The sequence below is a fragment of the Aliiglaciecola sp. genome (assembly GCF_039982535.1).
In the GTDB taxonomy this organism is placed as follows: domain Bacteria; phylum Pseudomonadota; class Gammaproteobacteria; order Enterobacterales; family Alteromonadaceae; genus Aliiglaciecola.
Genome location: NZ_JBDWYG010000039.1, coordinates 132,138 through 150,520, shown reverse-complemented (window position 1 = coordinate 150,520; position 18,383 = coordinate 132,138). Strand labels below are relative to the sequence as shown.

The 18,383-nt window shown below is 41.5% G+C and carries 13 protein-coding genes; 4 read left to right on the top strand and 9 right to left on the bottom strand.

Annotated elements, in window-relative coordinates:
- Positions 1–11: 11 nt before the first annotated feature.
- The 4 genes from ABJV04_RS12315 to lexA form a co-directional block, all read right to left on the bottom strand.
- Complete coding sequence (locus ABJV04_RS12315; protein WP_348491818.1) at positions 12–581, bottom strand: cytochrome c oxidase assembly protein; 570 nt, start codon at positions 579–581, stop codon at positions 12–14.
- A 12-nt stretch (positions 582–593) separates the two neighbouring features.
- Positions 594–2,183, bottom strand: a complete 1,590-nt coding sequence (gene ctaD, locus ABJV04_RS12310) for a cytochrome c oxidase subunit I (RefSeq protein ID WP_348491817.1) — start codon at positions 2,181–2,183, stop codon at positions 594–596.
- An 11-nt stretch (positions 2,184–2,194) separates the two neighbouring features.
- A complete protein-coding gene (gene coxB / locus ABJV04_RS12305) occupies positions 2,195–3,340 on the bottom strand; it encodes a cytochrome c oxidase subunit II (protein WP_348491992.1) in 1,146 nt (381 codons plus the stop codon).
- Positions 3,341–3,831: 491 nt separating this feature from the next.
- The gene (lexA, locus tag ABJV04_RS12300; RefSeq protein WP_348491816.1) at positions 3,832–4,455 is read right to left on the bottom strand and encodes a transcriptional repressor LexA; all 624 of its coding nucleotides are present in this window, start codon (positions 4,453–4,455) and stop codon (positions 3,832–3,834) included.
- Positions 4,456–4,710: 255 nt separating this feature from the next.
- Here lexA and plsB point away from each other — a divergent pair, with 255 nt between their 5' ends.
- Positions 4,711–7,161, top strand: coding sequence for a glycerol-3-phosphate 1-O-acyltransferase PlsB (gene plsB, locus ABJV04_RS12295; protein WP_348491815.1), 2,451 nt, complete (start codon positions 4,711–4,713; stop codon positions 7,159–7,161).
- Positions 7,162–7,214: 53 nt separating this feature from the next.
- Here plsB and ilvA read toward each other — a convergent pair whose 3' ends face one another.
- On the bottom strand, positions 7,215–8,756 hold the full coding sequence (ilvA, locus tag ABJV04_RS12290) for a threonine ammonia-lyase, biosynthetic (protein ID WP_348491814.1): 1,542 nt from the start codon (positions 8,754–8,756) through the stop codon (positions 7,215–7,217).
- Positions 8,757–10,604, bottom strand: a complete 1,848-nt coding sequence (ilvD, locus tag ABJV04_RS12285) for a dihydroxy-acid dehydratase (RefSeq protein ID WP_348491813.1) — start codon at positions 10,602–10,604, stop codon at positions 8,757–8,759.
- Between the two features lie 436 nt (positions 10,605–11,040).
- Here ilvD and ABJV04_RS12280 point away from each other — a divergent pair, with 436 nt between their 5' ends.
- Entirely contained in the window at positions 11,041–12,552 is a 1,512-nt protein-coding gene (locus tag ABJV04_RS12280) for a YifB family Mg chelatase-like AAA ATPase (RefSeq protein WP_348491812.1), read from the top strand.
- Here the strand turns inward: ABJV04_RS12280 and ilvY are convergent.
- Positions 12,546–13,412 (bottom strand): HTH-type transcriptional activator IlvY, encoded by an 867-nt coding sequence (gene ilvY, locus ABJV04_RS12275; protein WP_348491811.1) that lies wholly within the window; start codon positions 13,410–13,412, stop codon positions 12,546–12,548. The genes ABJV04_RS12280 and ilvY overlap by 7 nt on opposite strands.
- Positions 13,413–13,595: 183 nt before the next feature.
- On the opposite strand from ilvY, the gene ilvC reads away from it, so the two are divergent.
- Both ilvC and ABJV04_RS12265 read left to right on the top strand, forming a co-directional pair.
- Positions 13,596–15,080 (top strand): ketol-acid reductoisomerase, encoded by a 1,485-nt coding sequence (ilvC, locus tag ABJV04_RS12270; protein ID WP_348491810.1) that lies wholly within the window; start codon positions 13,596–13,598, stop codon positions 15,078–15,080.
- 662 nt (positions 15,081–15,742) lie between these two features.
- The gene (locus ABJV04_RS12265) at positions 15,743–16,075 is read left to right on the top strand and encodes a hypothetical protein (protein WP_303474703.1); all 333 of its coding nucleotides are present in this window, start codon (positions 15,743–15,745) and stop codon (positions 16,073–16,075) included.
- Positions 16,076–16,133: 58 nt separating this feature from the next.
- On the opposite strand, the gene ABJV04_RS12260 is transcribed toward ABJV04_RS12265, so the two are convergent.
- Together ABJV04_RS12260 and can are read right to left on the bottom strand one after the other, a co-directional pair.
- Positions 16,134–17,393, bottom strand: a complete 1,260-nt coding sequence (locus ABJV04_RS12260; protein WP_348491808.1) for a multidrug effflux MFS transporter — start codon at positions 17,391–17,393, stop codon at positions 16,134–16,136.
- A 210-nt stretch (positions 17,394–17,603) separates the two neighbouring features.
- Complete coding sequence (can, locus tag ABJV04_RS12255) at positions 17,604–18,197, bottom strand: carbonate dehydratase (RefSeq protein ID WP_348491806.1); 594 nt, start codon at positions 18,195–18,197, stop codon at positions 17,604–17,606.
- Positions 18,198–18,383: the final 186 nt, after the last annotated feature.

Below are 18,383 nucleotides of genomic sequence, written 5' to 3'. Positions count from 1 at the left end.
TTTGATTCCTTTTATCCTTGATTCATTGCAACGCCTTCGGCACTTGCCGTCACGTCATACAAGGTATACTGAAGGGTGAAAAACTTAATATCTTTTGGTAACTGCGGGTCAACATAGAACTTCATTGGCATTATTGCTTCTTCACCCGCACCTAAAGGTTGATTGTTAAAGCAAAAGCATTCAGTTTTATTCATATACAATGCGGCCGTGCCCGGTGAAACAGAGGGAACAGCTTGGGCAACATAGTCTTTGTGGGTGGTGTTTTTAACGTAAAAGTCCACTTGGTTCATCTCACCTGGGTACACCTCGACTTTTCGAGTTTGTGCCTTGAATTCCCAAGGCATTCCCGTATTTGTGCGAGTAATAAACTCTATGGTGATAGTACGAGAGTGATCCACCTCTATCGACTCATATACTGCTGCCGTATCACTGGTCTTGCCGTTAATTCCGGTAACTTGGCAAAACACTTCGTATAGGGGAACCAACGCAAATGCGAAGCCAAACATGCCAATCACAACACCCACCAGTTTTAAAACCAGTTTGCTGTTGTTAGATTGGCTATTGCTTGAACGTTCAGTCATGACAAATCACACTTACTTAATCACTGGAGGCGTATCGAAGGTATGATAAGGAGCTGGTGATGGGATTTCCCACTCCAAGCCTTCAGCACCTTCCCAAACTTGCGCAGATACTGGTTCACCCTGTTTACGACACGCTTTGATAAGCAACGCTAGGAATATCAATTGTGATAATCCAAAAGCAAACCCACCTAAGCTGATCCATTTATTAAAATCGGCAAATTGTAAGGCGTAATCAGGAATACGTCGTGGCATGCCAGCTAAACCTACAAAGTGCATTGGGAAAAACAGCACATTAACGGAAATCAGTGAACACCAAAAATGCCACTTAGCTAAGGTTACGTCGAACATTTTGCCTGTCCATTTAGGCAACCAATAATAGACTGCCGCCATAATGGAAAATATTGCCCCAGTAACCAATACATAGTGGAAGTGAGCAACCACAAAATAAGTATCGTGATATTGGAAGTCCACTGGTGTAATCGCCAGCATCAAGCCAGAAAGTCCACCTATGGTAAACAGTACAATAAACGCCAAAGCGAATAGCATAGGCACTTCAAAGGATAAAGAACCCCGCCACATAGTTGCTACCCAGTTAAATACTTTTACCCCTGTGGGCACCGATATCAGCATAGTGGCAAACATAAAGAATAGCTCGGCCCCCACCGGCATCCCAGTAGTGAACATGTGGTGTGCCCAAACAATGAATGACAACAACGCAATAGACGTCGTGGCATAAACCATAGAGGCGTAACCAAACAGTTTTTTCCGTGAGAATGTCGGCACGATCGCAGAAATAATACCAAATGCAGGAAGAATCATAATATACACTTCAGGGTGCCCGAAGAACCAAAATATATGTTGGAACATAACCGGATCACCGCCACCTGCGGCATTAAAGAAACTAGTCCCGAAAAACTTATCAGTTAATACCATGGTCACTGCACCGGCAAGCACCGGCATAACCGCGATTAACAAGAATGCCGTGATTAGCCAAGTCCACACGAACAACGGCATCTTCATCCAAGTCATGCCAGGGGCACGCATATTGAAGATAGTCACAATCACGTTAATCGCTCCCATAATGGAAGAGATCCCCATAATATGCACAGAAAAAACAAACAATGCTGTGGTGTCATTACTATAAGTTGTAGAAAGAGGTGCGTAGAACGTCCAACCAAATGCGGGACCACCACCTTCCATGAACAACGAAGCAAGCAAAATGGTAAATGCCATTGGCAGTATCCAGAAGCTCCAGTTATTCATTCTCGGTAAAGCCATATCAGGCGCACCAATCATCATCGGCACCAACCAGTTAGCTAAGCCAGTAAATGCCGGCATAACTGCACCGAACACCATGATCAGCCCGTGCACAGTGGTCATCTGGTTAAAGAAATTTGGTTCTACAATTTGCAATCCTGGTTGAAATAATTCAGCACGAATTACCATGGCCATAGCGCCGCCAGTTAAAAACATGATGAACGCGAACCACAGATAGAGGGTACCTATATCTTTATGATTTGTAGTAAATAACCAACGTTTTATGCCACTAGGAGCATGATGATGGTGGTCGTCATGATCGAGTTCGGTTGTCGCTGTGCTCATAACTGCTCCCCTTATTGACCTGTCATTACGGCGTTAACATCTTTAGCTTGGACCATGTCGCCGGTATCGTTACCCCAAGCATTTCGTTCGTAAGTAATAACTGCTGCCAGCTCTCTCATGGTTAATTGTTTTGCAAAAGCTTGCATGGCTGTGCCGGTTTTTCCGTTTAATACGATATCTATGTGTGCAGCCATGTCATTAAGCACCATTTCACTATCCACTAAAGCTGGAAATACGCCTGGTAACCCTTGACCATTTGGTTGGTGACAAGCTGCACAAGCACGCATATAAACCTGCTCACCATTGCTCATCAACTCTTCCATGCTCATATTCATAGCCAACAATCTCTGTTCTTCTTCCTTGGCTTTACGCTGTACTTCTTCTTGGGCGTTTATCCAAGCTTCGTATTCAGCAGGTTCCTTGGCAACCACAACGATAGGCATAAAGCCGTGATCCTTGCCGCAAAGTTCTGCACATTGACCACGATATACACCGGGCTCAATGACGTTTGCCCAAGCCTCGTTAATAAACCCTGGGTTAGCATCTTTTTTAACAGCAAAATCAGGCACCCACCAAGAGTGGATAACATCATCAGAGGTAACTAAAAATCGCACTTTTTTGCCAGTCGGGATGACAAGAGGACGATCAACTTCCAGTAGGTAGTTATGTCCTTTTTCGAATTTGTTGTTGATTTGTTCTTGCTGGGTGGCCATCACAGAATAATATTCAACATCATTTTCCATGTATTTGTAATGCCACTTCCATTGAGAACCGGTAACCAGCACAGTGACCTCTGAGTTTTCAGGATCTTCCATGGCGATTAGTGTTTTAGCGGCAGGGAATGCCATCACAACTAAAATAATGAAGGGAATGATTGTCCAAGCAATTTCTACTTTCACACTTTCATGGAAATTAGCAGGCTGTGCGCCTCTAGATTTACGATGGAAAATCATACTCCAAAACATCACACCAAATACTAGAACTGCAATAACCACGCATATGAAAAACATAAGCATATGCAGATCATAAACTTGGCCACTAATTTCAGTCGCACCTTTGCGCAAATTCAATTGATACTGATCAGCAGTCGAAGTCGATTCTGCAGACACTGTAAATGCAATTAGACTGGTCAGTATTACCAATACGCCGGACCATATCTTTTTCACTCAACACCTCCTGATGATGTAAGCCTTTTCCAAAGGAGCAAAGCAGAGTTAATAACCGCAAATGGCTCAGTTCTGGTAAACAACTTTGGATCTTAATGTTACATAACTGTAAAAACTAGTATAAGAATTACTCAACTAAAGTCTAACGTCTAGTGTTTTTTGTTAAAAATTTAAACAACCGCTTGATTTTCAATCAAAATAGAGGAAAAAGTTATGATTTATAACGAATGGAAATAACTTGAATTTTGCAACCAACTAAAGTTGATAATGCTTAACAATGACCTCCAAGAGTGAGGGCTAGCAAGGAAGGGTGAGCATTTTATATCTAGATAAAAAAGAGGGATTGGATAACAATATTTTCAAATAAAACGGATTAACAAAAACTTAGCTTGAACTTAGGTTTTTAAAATCCTGAATGCAAAATAATAAAAAAGTGACCCGTAGGTCACTTTTCAGTGTAACTTTGTCACAGAAACTGAAGTTTACATCCAATCAGCGTTACGAATAACACCGACTGCGATACCTTCAATATTAAAAGGCTGCGAAGCCAAATCCACTTTAATAGGATTAAACTCGTCGTTTTCAGCATGTAGGATCACTTCTCTACCACGCTTTTCTAGACGTTTTACCGTCACATCTTCGTCAACTCTTGCTACCACAACCTGACCATTGTGAACATCAGTTGTGCGATGAACTGCGAGCAAATCACCATCTAAGATACCAATGTCTTTCATACTCATGCCACTAACTCTTAGCAAAAAGTCAGCACTGGGTTTAAATAAATCAGGATCGACTTTGTAGTGACACTCAACATGCTCTTCGGCCAATATTGGCTCGCCAGCAGCCACTCGCCCAACTAAAGGTAATCCCGCCTCTTCCAATTCATCTTCAAGGGGTACATTCAATTTGATTCCCCTAGAAGTACCAGGGAGAATTTCGATGACACCTTTGCGTGCCAGTGCTTTAAGATGCTCTTCTGCCGCATTAGCCGATTTAAACCCCAATTGACGTGCAATTTCAGCACGCGTGGGCGGCATACCCGTGGCTAGCATGGTGGCTTTTATTAATTCAAGAATTTCGCTTTGTCGTGGTGTTAGTGGACGCATAAACAGCCTGTTTTTCTATACAGTTTAACTGTTAGTATATACAGTTACCCAGAGAAAACAAAGGTTGTTTTATATTTTCTCATGAATTATCAAAAGCCTATTGATTTAATTAGGGTGACTTTACATGCGCTAACAATATAAAATACTAGTACAACCTAATAGACGTTGGTCTGCGCATTTTAATATGCAAACATGAATAGAGTTCGACTCTTCATGCTATGCTTTTAACGAACTCGAAACCTCAAGGTGTTATATATGGATTGGCTGCATAATTTGCTGCTTTCGATTTTTGCTTTTCCCGTAAAATGGCTAGTCAAAGTCAATAGTATTCCCACTGACATTGAAACTGAGTTAGGAATAGATAAAAGCAAACCCATTGTATATTTGCTTAGAACTCACTCGATTACTGATCAACTCGCCCTTAAAATGTCGACTAAAAAAGTCGACTTACCCAATCCGACTAAAAAAATTATCATCGGTGGTGAGGAGCACAGCGCCAGTGTCTTTATAGAGCAGCCACAATCTGTCATTGGCAGAACCATTAAAGGCACTAAAATTGCCGCTGACTTAACCCATTTATTTCAGCTTCACAAAGATAACGCCGATCTTGATTTGCAAATTGTTCCGGTGACGGTTTTTTGGGGGCGTGCACCTGGCCGAAAATCCAATGGATTAGCTGATCTATTAGCAGATAAAGCCTCGCCCAGTTGGTTACGAAAGTTCTTTATCGTATTGTTTTTAGGCCGAGATAATTTTGTCTCTTATAGTAAAGCTGTATCGTCTCGAGATATGACTAAGTTGCCTGGTACCGAAGCCGAAATCGCGCACAAATTGATTCGTTTAGCCGGCACCCATTTCCATCGAAAAAGACAAGCTTTTAACGGCCCTATGCTGTTAGAAAAGCAAGAGTTGTATAATTCAATTTTGGGTTCTGTGACGGTTATTAATGCCATTAACGAAGAATCTAGACAAAAGAAAATCCCTCTATCTAAAGCTAAGGCAAATGCTAAATCTTATATAAATGAAATTGCAGCGGATTATCGTGAGGGTTTAATTCGATTCGGCGACCGTGTTTTAACTCGGATCTGGAATAAAATCTATGATGGAATCGAAGTTGGTCATGCCGATAAAGTCAGGAAACTAGCCCAAAATGGTCATGAGATCATCTATGTTCCTTGTCATCGCAGCCATATGGACTACCTGCTATTAACTTACGCCATTTACCATCAAGGTCTAGTTACCCCTCACATTGCGGCGGGGATCAATTTAAACTTTTGGCCCGTTGGCGGTATTTTTCGACGCGGCGGTGCATTTTTCCTACGTCGTAGTTTTGCCGGTAATAAACTCTACACAAGTGTGTTCCGCGAATATTTAGAATTATTGTTTAACAAAGGCTATTCGGTTAAATATTATGCTGAGGGCGGACGTAGCCGAACCGGAAGACTGTTACCACCAAAAACCGGGATGCTAGCAATGACCTTACAGGCGATGATCAAAGGAGTTAATCGTCCAGTCAGCATAGTACCGGTTTACATTGGTTATGAGCATGTGATGGAAGTGGGTAGCTACCTTAGCGAATTAAAAGGCAATACTAAGAAAAAAGAATCCGTATTCGGGTTATTTTCTGTGGTTAGAAAGTTGAAAAACTACGGCCACGGCTTTCTCAATTTTGGTGAACCTATTCAGCTTAATAATTTCCTTGATGAGCAGGTACCGAGTTGGCGCGAGGCACAAAACAGTGAGGTTGATAAAAAACCAAGCTGGCTAACCCCAACCGTAAATATCCTTGCTAATCAGGTTATGGTGCGAATTAATCAGACAGCGGCCATAAGCGGTATGTCACTTTGTGCATTGTGTTTACTTTCAGCTAAGAAAAACGCAATGGGCCAATTGGAACTAGAGCAGGCAGTGGATGACTATATTCACTTGCTAAAATTATCACCTTACAGTGAGTTGGTGAGCTTGCCTGACAAAAGCGGGCATGAAATTGTAGAACAAACCCTGAAACTGGGGAAAATGAACGTCTCTGAAGATAGCTTCGGCAAGATTATCTCGTTAGAGCAACGTAACGCTGTCACATTAACTTACTATCGCAATAATATTTTGCACTTGTTCGCCATTCCGGGATTAATCGCCGCCATCGTGTTTGCTCACAATGGGTTGGAGAAATCTAAATTACTTGATCTTATTATGCGCCTCTACCCGATGTTGCAGCGAGAGTGGTTCCTTTACATGTCTAGCGAACAAGCAAAAGAATATGTGGAAGGCTTAATTGAAAGCATGTTAGAGATGGGCATGATAGTGACCGCAGAAGATAAACTAGCCCCTGCTCACTCCACAGCAGAATCATTCTATTCATTGTGGTTATTAAACCGCTGTGTTCAGGAAACACTACAACGTTATGCATTAGTGTTATCTTTGTTAGCAAAAGAAAAGAAAATGACTCGCTCAGCATTAGAGCGAACAAGTGCAAAATTTGCTGAACGATTGTCTGCATTGCACGGCATTAGTTCACCAGAATTTTTCGATAAAAATGTATTGGCAACTTTTGTGAATGCCCTAAGGGAAAATCAGCTTCTAGCAGATAGTGAAGATGGCCAATTACAACATTCTGAAACCAGTGAAACTTTGCGCCAAGATATCATCGCATTAATAGCACCTGAAATAGCCCAGCGTTTAGAAAAGCTTTACGCACTGCAAAGCTAACTTTCAGACATAAAAAAGGCTCCTTAATCGGAGCCTTTTGCATTTTTTGACAATTACTTTGCTAAATCAGATAAAAAGAACTGATAAGCAGGGTTCGTTGTTTGTTCATCATATTGGTAGCCAAGCTTATCCAAATGCTGATCAAAATCGACTCTAGCTTGGTCCGGTAAATCAAATCCCGCAAGCACTAAACCTTCAGCGGCACCATGATTACGATAATGGAATAAGGTAATATTCCAAGACTCTCCAAGGGTATTCAAGAACTTCATCAAAGCGCCTGGATACTCAGGGAACTCGAACGAAAAAATCTGTTCATTGAGTAACGTCGGCGGACGACCACCAACCATGTATCGTACGTGCAGCTTAGCCATTTCATTTTCAGACAAATCAAAACACTGATAACCGCTATCGGTGAGCAACTTTTCCAATTGATGATACTCTTCACGTCCAAAACGTAATTTAATACCAACAAAGATATGGGCCTCACCATCACTAGAATAACGGTAGTTAAACTCGGTTATAGTTCTGCCACCTAACAATTCACAGAAGCGTTTAAATTCACCTTTTTGTTCAGGAATTTTAACCGCAAAAACCGCTTCTTTTTGCTCACCCAGTTCACATCGCTCAGACACATAGCGCAAAGTATGAAAATTGATATTTGCACCACATAAGATGCCACCAATTTTTTTACCGGACACATTATGTTCTGAAAGATACTTTCGAATACCCGCCACCGACAATGCACCAGCAGGTTCAGCTATGACTCGAGTATCATCAAAAATATCTTTGATTGCCGCACAAATTTCATCTGTGTTAACGGTGATGACATCATCTACGTATTGCTGACATAAGCGGAATGGCTCAGTACCAATGGTCTTAACCGCCACGCCGTCAGCAAATATTCCCACCGACGAAAGGGGCACGGGTTCACCGGCTTGTAATGCTGCCTGTAAACATGCAGATTCATCGGATTCAACGGCAATGATTTTCAAATCAGGACGTAATTGCTTAAGGTAAACACTAATACCCGCAGCCAATCCGCCACCGCCGACCGCGATAAACAGGATGTCTAAATCCGGCAGTTGCTCAAGTAATTCACGGCCAATGGTGCCTTGCCCGACAATGACATCTTCATCATCAAACGGCGCAACCATTGTGTAGCCGTTAACTTCAGACAAACGTAAAGCTTCCGCTTTTGCTTCGTCGAAGCTGGTGCCATGCAACACTACGTGGGCATACTCACCGCCAAAGCGTCGCACCGCATCCACTTTAATATCAGGGGTGGTTTCTGGCATGACGATGGTAGCTTGTATTTTTTTAATCTTAGCCGAATACGCCACACCTTGAGCATGGTTTCCTGCTGATGCAGCTACCACACCGGCCTGCAATTGTTGTTCAGTTAAACAGGCCAACTTATTGTAAGCACCGCGCAGCTTAAACGACTTCACCGGTTGTTGATCTTCACGCTTCAAATAAATCTCATTACCTAAAGCGTTAGATAAACTGGTTAACCGATTGAGCTCGCTATTTACTGCCACATCATAAACCGGTGACAGTAGAATACGTTTTAAATACTCATTAGCAGATAAACTCATTTAATCTTCCAATTTCGAAGCATCACGTACTCCGCCTTTATCAGCACTTGTGGCTAATAATGCGTAGGCTTTTAAGGCTAAAGAAACTTTACGTTGACGGGTAGCAGGTTTCCAAGGTCTAGCACTATTATTCATATTGTCACGACGAGCTTGTAAGTCAGCGTCACTGATATCAATACCAATCTTACGACCCGGAATGTCGATCAAGATAGTGTCACCTTCTTCCACTAAACCAATACCGCCGCCGCTCGCCGCTTCTGGCGCACAGTGACCAATAGACAGACCAGAAGTACCACCTGAAAATCTGCCGTCAGTGATCAAGGCACATTCTTTACCTAAACCTTTGGCTTTTAGATAAGTGGTTGGGTACAACATTTCTTGCATACCTGGACCACCTTTTGGACCTTCGTAGCGAATAATGACCACATCACCTGCAACAATCTCGTCACCTAAAATAGCAGCAACGGCTTCATCTTGGCTTTCGAAAATACGGGCGCGACCGGTAAATTTATGAATTGACTCATCTACCCCAGCGGTTTTTACAATACAGCCATCTTCAGCAATATTACCAAAGAGTACCGCTAAACCACCTTCTTCACTGAATGCGTGGTCGAAACTGCGAATACAACCGTCTGCGCGGTCAGTATCCGCTGTAGGCCAGCGACAATCTTGGCTAAAGGCTTTGGTAGTGCGGATCCCAGCAGGACCGGCTTTGTAAAACTCGATGGCTTTTTGATTAGCAGGGTTAGTAATGTCCCAATCAGCGATAACTTCACCAATGGATTTACCCAACACGTGGGGACAATCGGCATGTAATAAACCAGCACGATTAATTTCAGCTAAAATCCCTAATACCCCACCAGCACGGTGTACGTCTTCCATGTGGTATTTGGGTGTAGATGGCGCGACCTTACATAAATGGGGAACTTTACGAGATAGACGGTCGATGTCATCAAGGGTAAATGGAATTTCACCTTCTACCGCTGCAGCCAATAAGTGCAAAATGGTATTGGTTGAACCGCCCATGGCGATATCCAAACTCATGGCATTCTCGAACGCTTTAAAATTAGCAATATTGCGCGGTAAAACAGAAGCATCATCTTCTTTGTAATAACGACGACAAAGCTCAACGATTTGTTTGCCCGCTTGTTTGAATAATCCCTCACGATCAGCGTGAGTAGCCAACATAGAACCATTACCTGGCAACGACAACCCTAGAGCTTCGGTTAAACAATTCATTGAATTGGCGGTGAACATACCGGAACAAGAGCCACAGGTTGGGCAAGCTGAACGCTCCACTTCTTCACTGTCAGAATCGCTGACGTTGTCATCAACACCGGCAACCATAGCGTCAACCAAATCTAATTTGATAAGTTGATCTGAAAGTTTGGTTTTACCCGCTTCCATTGGGCCACCGGAAACAAAAATAACAGGAATATTCAAACGCATAGACGCCATCAGCATCCCAGGAGTGATTTTGTCACAGTTTGAAATACAGACGATGGCATCGGCACAATGGGCATTAACCATATATTCCACAGAATCAGCAATGATTTCTCGTGAAGGCAAGCTGTATAACATCCCGCTATGCCCCATGGCGATACCATCATCAACCGCAATTGTATTAAATTCTTTGGCTACACCGCCCGCTTCTTCGATGCTGCGGGCAACTAATTGGCCCATATCTTTTAAATGCACGTGCCCTGGTACAAATTGGGTAAAAGAGTTAGACACGGCAATAATGGGTTTATGGAAATCGCCATCTTTCATGCCAGTGGCACGCCACAAAGCTCTGGCTCCAGCCATGTTGCGGCCTTGCGTGGTTGTGGATGAACGTAACTTTGGCATGGTAAAACCCTCTAAATTGAAATCATTTTTACGAAATAAATATGTTTTTGTTTCTGCCTTTAAAAACAAAAACCCCCGCGTTTTACTGCGAGGGTTTTGGCAAATCTATACATACACCTACCCTCGCTGGGGTATCCCCCGCGCGTCAATAATCACAATCAACACTTGCTCGATAGTTGTATAAAAGTTGGTATTCATATTAATAAGATCGTCACTGTTGTATAGAAATATCATGTAACCCCCCGCAGAATCAAGTTTTCAAAGGGTATATATTATTCTTTAACAGCCAATTCTTTTATTTAGATAGGTTTAAATCAGAGGAACTAGGACAGTATTTAGGATTTACGGGTAAAACTAGACCATAGTTTCTGGCGGTTCTGCAAAATTGTTTCTATTTTTACAACATAAGTTAAACGCACTGCATAGGGAAATGTTGATGTCGTTAGCCGTTGTATATTCTCGGGCATCTGTGGGTATAGATGCCCCATTAATTAGTATCGAAGTACATTTAGCTAACGGCTTACCGGCGTTTAACTTAGTGGGCTTAGCTGATGCCGCGGTACGTGAGTCCAAAGAACGGGTAAGAAGCGCTTTACTTAATTCAGGGTTTGAATTTCCCGCTAAACGCATCACCATTAATTTAGCCCCTGCCGATTTACCTAAAGATGGTGGGCGATTTGATGTCCCCATTGCTATCGGTATTATCGCGGCCAGTGGTTTGATAGCGGTTGAAAAGCTAGAAAATTTTGAGTTTGCCGGAGAGTTAGCGCTGACCGGAGATATTCGCCCTATCTCTGGCGCATTGCCTTTCAACTATGCCTGTCATAACGCCAAACGCACTGCCATATTGCCAACTGAAAATGCATCAGAAGCTTGCTTAATCGAAGGCAGCAATGTTTTTGCTTTCAATACGTTAGCGCAACTTTATTTGCACCTTTGCGGCCAACAAAAACAACCTTTACAACAACCAAATACTGTAAAACGGGTTCAACAATATGAATTTGATATGGCGGATATCAAAGGCCAACAGTTAGCCAAACGCGGATTAGAAATTGCTGCAGCAGGCAATCACAATATTTTATTTGTAGGGCCACCTGGCACCGGTAAAACTATGTTAGCCCAACGTTTATTAACGATTTTACCGGAAATGTCGCAACCGCAGGCTTTAGAAACCGCAACTGTTTATTCAATTAGCGGCCATGAAGTTGACCCAACGACATGGCTACTGCGAAAATTTCGTCAACCGCATCACACGTCATCAGCTATTGCCTTGGTTGGTGGAGGTAGTAATCCTAAACCTGGTGAGATAAGCCTGGCTCATAACGGCATACTATTTTTAGATGAACTACCGGAATACGAGCGGCGCGTATTAGATGTACTCAGACAGCCTATTGAGTCGGGCTTCGTCTCCATTTCTAGGGCAGCTAAACAGGTAAAGTACCCAGCCTCATTCCAGCTTGTCGCGGCCATGAATCCAAGCCCAACGGGCAGTTTACGAGATGGAAGAAGTACATCAGAGCAAGTACTCAAATATATTAATAGAATATCAGGACCGTTTTTAGATCGTATCGATTTGCAAGTAGACGTACCTAAATTAGCTAACGACGAAATGTACAGTAAGGCTCAACAAAACACTGAAAACAGCGCTGAAGTGAAGTCTCGTGTAGTTCAGGCAAGACAACAGCAAATGCAGCGGGCCGGAAAGAGTAATGCCCAGTTAAGCGCCAATGAAATGGAGTTTCACTGTCCACTTGCGCCAGCAGACCGACAATTTTTGCAGTCAGCCGTAGAGCAGCTTGGTTTGTCCATGCGCGCTTTTCACCGCGTGATAAAAGTAGCCCGCACCATCGCGGACTTGTCTTTAGAGCCACAAATTACTCGAGTACATTTGGCCGAAGCCCTCGGTTATCGAGCCTTGGACAATATCATTAACGAACTGCGTTATTGAAATTCTGGTTGATTGAAAAACTCTTCAATTAGGGTTTCTGATTGCCTTGATTTCAAACAGCAAAGTCCAAGTTGATAGGGTTCAATATTGTTAATTCTTATGCGGTTAACCCGCCGACTTGCCATGGAATTATCGAGTACCACTTGAGGGACGATTCCTAAACCACACCCCAATCCCACCATACTCACAATGGCTTCATTTCCGCCAACGGTTCCATAAACTTTGGGTCGTATGCCCATTTCGGAAAACCAATGGTGAACAATACGCTTCGACGGACCACCTTCGGGCAATACCACTTTATGATCTCGCCAATCCACCTGTTCAAGGGTAGTGATTTGCGAATCTTTCGGGGAGATCAATAGTAAAGGAATCGTATCTATAGGTTGAAACTTAATATCTTTAGGCATGTCAGGGGCGAAAATCGCAATGGCCACATCCACTTCTTTGTTTGCCACTTTGGAAACCGATAGCCAAGGGTCACCGGTTGTCAGTTGCACTTCAACTTGCGGGTGTTTGTCTCTAAATACATTTAAGATAGTAGGCAAGTGACTCTGGCTGGCCGTTACTGAACAATATAGCTTAATCTCCCCAGTTAGCGTGGGGTTGAGCATATCCAGATCGGCCTTCAAGCTATTCCAGTTTGATAGCACTTCTTGACTAAATGCCAGCATTTTCTCCCCTGCAAGGGTCAGTTTCACCTTACGATTATCGCGTATAAACAATTCAGCTCCACACTCCTCCTCCAAGCGCTGAATAGCCCTGCTCAAGGTGGATGGGCTGACAAATAGGGCGTTGGCGGTCTTACCAAAATGTAGGCTTTGTGCAAGGTGTTGGAACAACTGTAGTGAGCGAAAATCCATAACGTTTCATTTTTTGCAATACTGTATTGCGAATATATCATTTTATTCAACAGAGCGTAAGCAGTAGACTCTATCCATCACAAGTCGTCACTGACTCGATAGAAAAAATTAAACAGGTATTTCCGTTCATGTATAAATAACGGGAATTCAAATTTTCCAAGTTAAAAAGACAGTAGGTACACAATGGCAAATTACTTCAATACATTATCTCTGCGTCAGCAGTTAGACCAATTAGGTCGTTGTAGATTCATGCAAAAAAGTGAGTTTGCTTCAGGTTGCGATGCCCTTAAAGGACAAAAAATTGTTATCGTTGGTTGTGGTGCACAAGGTTTAAACCAAGGTTTGAACATGCGTGATTCTGGATTGAATATTTCCTACGCACTACGTCAGGCTGCAATTGACGAAAAGCGTGACTCTTACCAAAGAGCTACAAGCAATGGTTTTGAAGTTGGTACTTATCAGCAATTAATCCCAGAAGCCGATGTGGTTTATAACCTAACGCCTGATAAACAACACTCTAGTGTAGTTGAAGCAGTAATGCCGTTAATGAAAGATGGCGCTACTTTGGGTTACTCTCACGGGTTCAACATTGTTGAAGAAGGTCAGCAAATCCGCTCTGATATCACAGTGGTAATGTGTGCACCTAAATGCCCAGGTACTGAAGTACGTGAAGAATACAAACGAGGTTTCGGTGTACCAACACTAATTGCTGTACACCCTGAAAACGACCCTCAAAATAAAGGTTGGGATATCGCTAAAGCACTAGCCTCTGCAACAGGTGGTGATCGCGCCGGTGTTCTTGAGTCATCTTTTGTTGCTGAAGTTAAATCAGATCTAATGGGTGAGCAAACAATTCTATGTGGAATGCAGCAAACTGCCGCTATTCTAGCTTACGAAAAAATGACTGCCGATGGTATGGACCCAGCCTACGCTGGTGCACTTATCCAATTTGGATTAGAGACCATTACTGAAGCCCTTAAGATTGGCGGTGTGACTAACATGATGGATCGCTTAAGCAATCCAGCTAAGTTAAAAGCCTTTGAGTTATCGAATCAATTAACTGCAATGCTACGTCCACTTTTCGAGAAGCACCAAGATGACATCATCAGCGGTGAATTCTCTAAAACAATGATGGAAGATTGGGCTAACGGCGATGCAAACCTGCTTAAATGGCGTGAAGAAACAGGCCAAACTGCTTTTGAGAACGCTCCAGAGTACACAGGCAAAATTGATGAGCAAACCTTCTTCGACAAAGGCATATTAATTGTCGCTATGATCAAGTCTGGTGTTGAACTCGCCTTTGATGTCATGGTCGAAGCAGGGATACTACCTGAATCAGCTTATTATGAGTCGTTACACGAAACTCCGCTTATTTCAAATACCATTGCGCGTAAGCGTTTATATGAAATGAACGTAGTTATTTCCGATACAGCTGAATACGGTAACTATTTGTTCGCTAACGCAGCAGTACCCTTGTTACGTGAAAAACTTATGTCAACTATCTCTTCTGAGTTAGTAGGAAAAGGTTTGAGCAGTGCATCAAACAGTGTGGATAACATGGCATTGGTTGAAGCAAACAAAGCAATTCGTTCAAGTGGAGTGGAAACCATTGGTGAAACTTTACGTGGATATATGACTGACATGAAAGCAATTGTAGATGTTGCTTAAGTTTAGTCATAGACAGTACCAATTTCTGTCGTTAGGTGCTTAAAACTAAGCCCTTTTTGCCCGGTCATTTGACCGGGCTTTTTCTATTTAATAGAAGCGTAATTTTAATTTTTACAATTCTAGGTGTCTAAAAATTACGACTGGAATAAAAAATTCATAATTTTTTTTCCCTTTTTTGCCTAGATGATGATAATTTAAACAATTATAAAAACCTGAGAATATTATTATCCGTAAAGTTTTGAATATATTTATAGATAGTATGTAAGAGTTAAAAAAAACGTATTTTCTGCGCAAAATTGCGAAATTAGGCTGGAAAAGTAACGAAAAGTCGTATTAACTCTACTCCTTGATCAAAAAGATCGAATTTCTTTGAAATTTTAAAGAAATTAATAATAAAAAGTCGCAAAAGCGATACAGTAATAAAATTATAATAAAAATTATTTAATTTATTGATTTACATAAACTAAGCCGTAATTTGTAACCTTAAGTTGAATCATAATGTGATTCGAAGACACTTTTTAGTCTCTGATCAGAAACAAAATATTAAATAAACTTTTCCCGAAGTAACTTGTTTCGGGCTTTTAAGCATTGGCCTTTTTTTTGCATTTGTTGTAAGAAAATAGCGGTATCATAATAAAAATATGTTCTAAGTGGAGAGCACTATGAGTTCATCAATATCAAGATTCACTCAAATGGGCGATTGGATCTTCGAAGTGAAAATGGTTAGAGCACTTCGCGTAAAAAAGTATGGGGAGCCCTATACTGCACTAGCTACATTGACAGCGAATGGTGAGTCAATGTACATAGACAGTCAACTTACGCGAGAGAATGACGATTTTTCTCGAAAAGACTTTCTAACATTTTACAAATTTTGCCAAGCGCTAGAAATGAAAAATGTGATTTATGATAAAGTGAAGAACGGCGTAAGACATCCTCGTGTTGTAGATATAGTAGAGAACGTCAACCCATCACCTATTGTACGTCTAGTTAAGTAATCCGCGTTCAATTCCTGAATAACAAAATAGAAAACACTTAAACGAGTTTTAGTCTTATCTATTTTGTTATTTTGCGGGTGTTACTGCACACTTTCGGTTCTTTATCTCCAGTTCCAGCAATTCGAAAGCAAACCATCGTAATCAAACCGAAGACTAAAAAGCCAATTGATATAGGCAAAATATCGGTTTTCACGAAACTGCCAATAATCATAGCCACAGGAACTGCGAAGGCACTGCTTAGAGATCCTGTTATCGCCGCTCCTAAACCAGCTATGTGTCCTAATGGCATCATCGCCAGAGAATTCAGGTTGCCAAACAAAACACCAATAAAGAAGAAATTAATAAACAATATTGCGACTGTAAGCAGTAGCGGTGGTAATCCTTGATAGTGTAATGTCACAAGCACGAAAATAGTCGACATCACAATAGTACCACTGATGGCTAAGGAGCAAAGTTTATGCATTCCCATAGTCATTACTAAAGTACCGTTGATAAACGACGCTATACCGATGGAGAACGCCAGCACGGCAAATATTAGGGGAAACATATCACCTTGTGAGTAAAAGTCTTCAAAGATGGTTTGAGAAGCACTCAAATAGGCTAAAAACGAACCAAAGATACAGCCCATTGATAATGTATACATCATCACCGCTTTTTGAGTCAGAATAAATTTACTCGATACCCATAGACTCGCAAAAGTAAAAGGTTTGCGTTTTGATTTAGGTAAGGTTTCAGGTTGACGAGTGAAAAACCACACTGCCAATGCAAAACCTATTACCAAAAATGAAATAAATATTTCCCGCCAAGAGGCAAAAAATAAAATCGTTTTACCAAACGCAGGCGCAATCATTGGCACCAAAATAAATACCATCATGATAAATGACATCACTCTGGCCATGGCTTCACCTTCAAATTGATCGCGAATCAGGGCGATGCTCGCAATTCGAGGACCAGAAACACCAAATGCTTGAATCACTCTGCCAAGTAACAACATTTCCATAGATTGCGAAAATAGACAGATGATCGTACCTAAGGCAAATACAATCAGACCTGACAGAATTGCCGCTCTTCGACCTTTAGTATCAGAATAGGGGCCATAATAGAGTTGCCCAAAGGCCATCCCTAAAAAGAAAATAGAGATAATCATATGAGTATACTGAGGGCTTTCACTACCCAGATCACTACCAATTTGATTGAGTGCCGGTAACATAGCATCAATACTCAAGGCTACGATCGATGTCATAAATGCAGTTAAGGCAACAAACTCAAACATTCCAAGTTTAGGTTTTGAATGTTCGACAATCTCTTCAGTGGTCATTAGTACGATTAAATCCTTTTTAGCAACGAAACTACAAGTTAGTTTGTAGATCGAGTGTTACAAGTAAAATTACGAGTGAAATTATATAGGAATAGAAGATTCAATTTTAAGGTATACGCTATAACCCAGATGAAAATCGTATTATAACGCTTAAGTATTCAATCAGTAATTATTAAAAATCATAGATAGATTAGCAATTTTATGTTTGTTTTATGAATCTACGCTCAAATCAGTGACTAAACCATTTTTCAAGCTATAAACCCAACTGTGAATTTTTAATGTTTGACCACGGGCAAGTGCATCTCTAATAATTGTATTACGCTTAACATTTTCAGTTTGTTCAAGCACGTTAATTTCACACAAGCGCGCCGATTTAGCCTCACCACTGAGTTTATTAAGTTCTTTGGCGTGTTTATCGGCAATATCACGAATATGGCCTAACCAATTGTCCACTAAACCTAGATTAAGAGGCTCTTCTTGAATTGCAGCATCAATGCCACCGCAACCATAGTGACCGCAAACTATAACATGCTCTACTTTTAAAACATCAATGGCAAACTGCAAAACAGAAAGACAATTAAAATCGGTGTGCACTACCAGGTTGGCCACATTTCTATGCACAAAAACTTCACCGGGAGGCAAATCGACTATTTGATTTGCAGGAACACGACTATCAGAACAACCAATCCACAAAAATTTAGGGGTTTGCTGTTGCGCCAATGACTCAAAAAAGTGTGGCGTGACTTTGGTCGTCCTCTGAGACCATCTGCGATTATTTTCTAACAGTTGCTCGATTTCATTCATCAAAATTCACCTAAAACCCAAAGTTGCACCATCATATAAAAGGCGGGCCAACTCCCATAGAAAAATAATCCACGAATTCTAGTCTAAAACTAAGGGTTTATCTCATTTTATCTGAGTTAAAAACGTTAAGTGAATGATTTTCATCGGCCATTAGTGATTGTTCTGTAGCGGTATCACAGAGATCGA

What these genes read in the sequence shown, in the direction of transcription:
- ABJV04_RS12315 (WP_348491818.1), bottom strand. Translation starts at nt 581, where the DNA reads ATGACTGAACGTTCAAGCAATAGCCAATCTAACAACAGCAAACTGGTT.
- ctaD (WP_348491817.1), bottom strand. Translation starts at nt 2,183, where the DNA reads ATGAGCACAGCGACAACCGAACTCGATCATGACGACCACCATCATCAT.
- lexA (WP_348491816.1), bottom strand. Translation starts at nt 4,455, where the DNA reads ATGCGTCCACTAACACCACGACAAAGCGAAATTCTTGAATTAATAAAA.
- plsB (WP_348491815.1), top strand. Translation starts at nt 4,711, where the DNA reads ATGGATTGGCTGCATAATTTGCTGCTTTCGATTTTTGCTTTTCCCGTA.
- ilvA (WP_348491814.1), bottom strand. Translation starts at nt 8,756, where the DNA reads ATGAGTTTATCTGCTAATGAGTATTTAAAACGTATTCTACTGTCACCG.
- ilvD (WP_348491813.1), bottom strand. Translation starts at nt 10,604, where the DNA reads ATGCCAAAGTTACGTTCATCCACAACCACGCAAGGCCGCAACATGGCT.
- ABJV04_RS12280 (WP_348491812.1), top strand. Translation starts at nt 11,041, where the DNA reads ATGTCGTTAGCCGTTGTATATTCTCGGGCATCTGTGGGTATAGATGCC.
- ilvY (WP_348491811.1), bottom strand. Translation starts at nt 13,412, where the DNA reads ATGGATTTTCGCTCACTACAGTTGTTCCAACACCTTGCACAAAGCCTA.
- ilvC (WP_348491810.1), top strand. Translation starts at nt 13,596, where the DNA reads ATGGCAAATTACTTCAATACATTATCTCTGCGTCAGCAGTTAGACCAA.
- ABJV04_RS12265 (WP_303474703.1), top strand. Translation starts at nt 15,743, where the DNA reads ATGAGTTCATCAATATCAAGATTCACTCAAATGGGCGATTGGATCTTC.
- ABJV04_RS12260 (WP_348491808.1), bottom strand. Translation starts at nt 17,393, where the DNA reads ATGACCACTGAAGAGATTGTCGAACATTCAAAACCTAAACTTGGAATG.
- can (WP_348491806.1), bottom strand. Translation starts at nt 18,197, where the DNA reads ATGAATGAAATCGAGCAACTGTTAGAAAATAATCGCAGATGGTCTCAG.